Annotated in this window: 2 protein-coding genes and 1 riboswitch; both genes read left to right on the top strand. The window is 69.9% G+C overall.

From position 1 onward, the window contains the following. Positions 1-489 precede the first annotated feature (489 nt). Positions 490-620, top strand: a riboswitch (cobalamin riboswitch). A 152-nt stretch (positions 621-772) separates the two neighbouring features. Then, on the top strand, positions 773-3187 hold the full coding sequence (locus ACFU99_RS35110; protein ID WP_384400085.1) for a ribonucleoside-diphosphate reductase subunit alpha: 2415 nt from the start codon (positions 773-775) through the stop codon (positions 3185-3187). Continuing rightward, positions 3187-4236: a ribonucleotide-diphosphate reductase subunit beta gene (locus tag ACFU99_RS35115; RefSeq protein ID WP_384400088.1), complete on the top strand. Its 1050-nt coding sequence runs from the start codon at positions 3187-3189 to the stop codon at positions 4234-4236. Before ACFU99_RS35110 ends, ACFU99_RS35115 begins: the two co-directional genes overlap by 1 nt. Positions 4237-4266: the final 30 nt, after the last annotated feature.

Here is a 4266-nt window from a genome sequence, read left to right on the forward strand (position 1 = left end):
GAGGAGCCGATCGCCTGGGCGCCGTCGGAGGCGAGGCCGGGCCACCCCGGACGCGGCGCCTCCGGCCACGCGGCGGCCGCCGCCACCGGCAGCAGCACCAGCGCGCACAGCCCCGCGCCGACGACGGCCATCCGCGTGCGACTGCCCATCTCGTGCCTCCTAGGATGCCGGGTGACCGGATGACCGCTCGCCCTGGAGCCCCCCGCGGCGGTCCTCGCCGACCGCGGACGAGCCAACTCCGCCGACCGGGCACGGTCAACGGATCGGGCGCGGGACCAGGCGTCAATACGCTTGTTGCAGCAAGGGAAACCGGGGCTCGTGTCATGCGCAGGCAGCGGCCCCGGCCCCGGCCACATGGCGGGAATACGGCGAAATCGCGGCGCCGACGCGGGAGAATCGCCAGGGAACCGCGACAGTGCCACTAGCACATTCACCCCACTTCCCACGGAGAGCGACACAAGATGTGGGGGTGCGTGCGACCGCCAGCACAAGATGTATGCTCATGCTCGCTGTCGCCGCAGGGGAATCCGGTGCGAATCCGGAACTGTCCCGCAACGGTGTATGTGTGCGTATTTACGCACCCATGAGTCCGAGTGCCTGCCGACAGCACGCCCGTGGCCGAGCCGCCATACCCGGCCGGGGCGTCGAATACGTCCGGGCCTCGCGGGTTGGGCCGGTGGACGCGGTGCGGTGCGCCCTTTTCCGGGTCGCGCTCGTACGCGCCCGTCGCCCCCTCCCTCCTGGCCCCCGCCGAGCGAGGGAGAGCCACACCGTGACCATCGCGCCCGCCGATCCGGTCTCAGCCGATCCGGTTTCCGAGGTAGCGTCCGACGGTCCGGGGACCGCGCTGCTGCGCACCCTGACCGACCTCACCGCCGATCTGCCCGCCACCGACCCGGGCAAGGTCGCCGCCGCCGCGCTGCGCGGCCGCCACCCCGGTTCGGACGAGGCCGAACTGCGGTCGCTGGCCACCGAGGCCGCCGCCGGGCTGATCGCCGAGGAGCCCGAGTACTCCCGGCTGGCCGCGCGGCTGCTGACCCTCGCCATCGCCGGCGAGGCGGCGGGCCAGGGTGCGCTCTCCTTCTCCGCCTCCGTCGCCACCGGCCACCGCGAGGGGCTGATCGCGGACGCGACCGCGGCGTTCGTCACGGCCCACGCCGACCGGCTCGACGCCCTGGTGGACCAGGCCCTCGCCGACGGCGCCGACGACCGCTTCGGCTACTTCGGGCTGCGCACGCTGCACAGCCGCTACCTGCTGCGCCACCCGATCACCCGGCAGGTCATCGAGACCCCGCAGCACTTCCTGCTGCGCGTGGCGTGCGGTCTCGCCGAGGACGGTTCCGTACGGGCCCTGGAGGACGTCGCCGAGCTGTACCGGCTCACCAGCTCGCTGTCCTACCTGCCCTCCTCCCCCACCCTCTTCAACTCCGGCACCCGGCACCCGCAGATGTCGTCCTGCTATCTGCTGGACTCGCCGCTGGACGAGCTCGACTCGATCTACGACCGCTACCACCAGGTCGCACGGCTCTCCAAGCACGCCGGCGGCATCGGCCTCTCGTACAGCCGCATCCGTTCCCGCGGCTCCCTGATCCGCGGCACCAACGGCCACTCCAACGGCATCGTCCCGTTCCTGCGGACCCTCGACGCCTCCGTAGCCGCCGTCAACCAGGGCGGCCGGCGCAAGGGCGCGGCCTGCGTCTACCTGGAGACGTGGCACGCGGACATCGAGGAGTTCCTGGAGCTGCGCGACAACACCGGCGAGGAGGCGCGGCGCACCCACAACCTCAACCTGGCGCACTGGATCCCGGACGAGTTCATGCGCCGCGTGGAGGCCGACGCCGACTGGTCGCTGTTCTCGCCGGTGGACGCGCCCGAGCTGGTCGACCTGTACGGCGAGGAGTTCGACGCCGCGTACCGGGCGGCCGAGGCGGCGAGCCTGGCGGTCAAGCAGATCCCGGCGCGGGTCCTGTACGCCCGCATGATGCGCACCCTCGCACAGACCGGCAACGGCTGGATGACGTTCAAGGACGCCGCCAACCGCACCGCGAACCAGACCGCCGAGCCGGGCCGGGTCGTGCACTCCTCGAACCTGTGCACCGAGATCCTGGAGGTCACCGACGACGGCGAGACGGCCGTCTGCAACCTCGGCTCCGTGAACCTCGCGGCGCACCTGGGCAGAGACGTCGGCGACGGGGCAGAGGCGATGGACTGGGAGCGGCTCGACCGTACGGTCCGTACGGCCGTCACCTTCCTCGACCGCGTCGTGGACATCAACTACTACCCGACCGAGCAGGCCGGGAACTCCAACTCCCGCTGGCGGCCGGTGGGCCTGGGCCTGATGGGCCTCCAGGACGTCTTCTTCCGGCTGCGGCTGCCCTTCGACTCCCCCGAGGCCAAGGCGCTGTCCACCCGGATCTCCGAGCGGATCATGCTCGCCGCGTACGAGGCGTCCGCCGACCTCGCGGAGCGGCACGGCCCGCACCCGGCGTGGTCCGCGACCCGTACCGCGCGCGGCGTGCTCCACCCGGACCACTACCCCGACGCCGAGCCGACGTGGGCCGACCGGTGGGCGGCGCTGCGCGCCCGTATCGCCGTCACCGGCATGCGCAACTCGCTGCTGCTGGCCATCGCGCCGACGGCCACGATCGCCTCGATCGCGGGCGTGTACGAGTGCATCGAGCCGCAGGTCTCCAACCTCTTCAAGCGCGAGACGCTGAGCGGCGAGTTCCTCCAGGTCAACGCCTATCTGGTGGAGGACCTGAAGAAGCTCGGCGTGTGGGACCGCACCACGCGGGACGCGATGACGGAGGCCAACGGGTCGATCCAGGAGCTGGGCTGGATTCCGGCGGAGGTGCGCGATCTGTACCGCACCGCGTGGGAGATCCCGCAGCGTTCGCTGATCGACATGGCGGCGGCCCGTACGCCGTACCTGGACCAGAGCCAGTCGCTGAACCTGTTCCTGTCCTCGCCGACGATCGGCAAGCTCAGCTCGATGTACGCGTACGCCTGGAAGCGCGGCATCAAGACCACGTACTACCTGCGGTCGCGCCCGGCGACGCGGATCGCGCAGTCGGCGCGTGCGTCGGTCCCGGCGACGGCTCCCGCTCCTGTTCCCGCCCAGCAGGCCGACCCCGAGGCGATCGCCTGCTCCCTGGAAAACCCCGAGTCCTGCGAGGCATGCCAGTAATGACGACAGCACCTGAGAAGACGACGGCCGATCAGGCCGCAAAGCCCGCCAAGAACCTCCTGGATCCGGGCTTCGAACTCACCCTGCGCCCGATGCGTTACCCGGACTTCTACGACCGCTACCGCGACGCGATCAAGAACACGTGGACGGTGGAGGAGGTCGACCTCCACTCGGACGTCGCCGACCTCGCCAAGCTCTCGCCGGGCGAGCAGCACATGATCGGGCGGCTGGTGGCGTTCTTCGCGACCGGCGACTCGATCGTGTCGAACAACCTCGTCCTGACGCTGTACAAGCACATCAACTCCCCCGAGGCGCGGCTGTACTTGTCGCGGCAGCTCTTCGAGGAGGCCGTGCACGTCCAGTTCTATCTGACGCTGCTCGACACCTATCTCCCGGACCCGGAGGACCGCGCGGCGGCCTTCGACGCGGTGGAGGAGATCCCCTCCATCCGGGAGAAGGCGCAGTTCTGCTTCAAGTGGATGGACTCGGTCGAGAACATCGACCGCCTGGAGTCGAAGGCGGACCGCCGCCGGTTCCTGCTCAACCTCATCTGCTTCGCCGCGTGCATCGAGGGATTGTTCTTCTACGGGGCCTTCGCCTACGTCTACTGGTTCCGCTCGCGCGGCCTGCTGCACGGCCTGGCGACCGGCACCAACTGGGTGTTCCGCGACGAGACCATGCACATGAACTTCGCGTTCTCGGTCGTCGACACGGTGCGTGAGGAGGAGCCGGACCTCTTCGACGACGAGTTGGAGCGCCAGGTCACCGACATGCTCAAGGAGGCCGTGGAGGCGGAGCTCCAGTTCGGCCGCGACCTGTGCGGCGACGGCCTCCCCGGCATGAACACCGAGTCGATGCGCGAATACCTCCAGTGCGTAGCCGACCAGCGCCTCCAGCGCCTCGGCTTCCCGCCCGTATACGGCTCGGAGAACCCCTTCTCCTTCATGGAGCTCCAGAACGTGCAGGAACTGACGAACTTCTTCGAGCGCCGGGCGTCGGCTTACCAGACGGCGGTGGAGGGCTCGGTCTCCTTCGACGACGACTTCTGATCGGTTTCTGTCATGAGGTGAGCTGAGCGC

Origin of the sequence: Streptomyces sp. NPDC057654 (genome assembly GCF_042800135.1) — a bacterium.
Classification (GTDB): domain Bacteria; phylum Actinomycetota; class Actinomycetes; order Streptomycetales; family Streptomycetaceae; genus Streptomyces.

Bases quoted from the DNA above. Each gene is read 5' to 3' on its own strand.
- ACFU99_RS35115 (WP_384400088.1), top strand. From the start codon at position 3,187: ATGACGACAGCACCTGAGAAGACGACGGCCGATCAGGCCGCAAAGCCC.